The 384-nt window shown below is 39.6% G+C and carries 1 pseudogene; it reads left to right on the top strand.

What is annotated here, in order from left to right:
• Positions 1–146: 146 nt before the first annotated feature.
• A pseudogene (locus tag D0T87_RS23830) lies at positions 147–254 on the top strand (orotidine 5'-phosphate decarboxylase); the annotation flags it as partial.
• Positions 255–384 lie beyond the last annotated feature (130 nt).

Raw genomic sequence — 384 nt, 5'->3', positions numbered from 1 at the left:
TTTTGTAGATCACCGACTGGTTGACTTGGCTGATTCTTTTGTAAAGCAGCGTGGAAAGTATTTATTCATAGACGAGATACATAAATACAAGGAAATAGCCCACCAGCATTGTAGCAATAAGATAGGGGATATTCTTATGCTTCATGGTTAATGCAATCAGTGCCGTAGCCCCATACATGGGCGAAGACAGCGTAAAACCATTCCTGCTTTATCCTGAGAAATGGGTCATCCTGTTGGCCAGAGCGTCGACAAAACTTCTTTTCATTCTTTTCTTCTCCTGTATTTATTAAAGTAATCGACGAATCGATCAGAGCTGAAAGCTAAAACAACATTCAAATTACATAGTAAGAGGTCGGAACTTAAATTGTAAGTTCCGACCTCTTC

Source organism: Bacteroides sp. 51, assembly GCF_010500965.1.
In the GTDB taxonomy this organism is placed as follows: Bacteria; Bacteroidota; Bacteroidia; order Bacteroidales; family Bacteroidaceae; genus Bacteroides.
The sequence above is the reverse complement of the archived record's forward strand: the minus strand, read 5'-3'. Positions and strand labels throughout refer to the sequence as shown.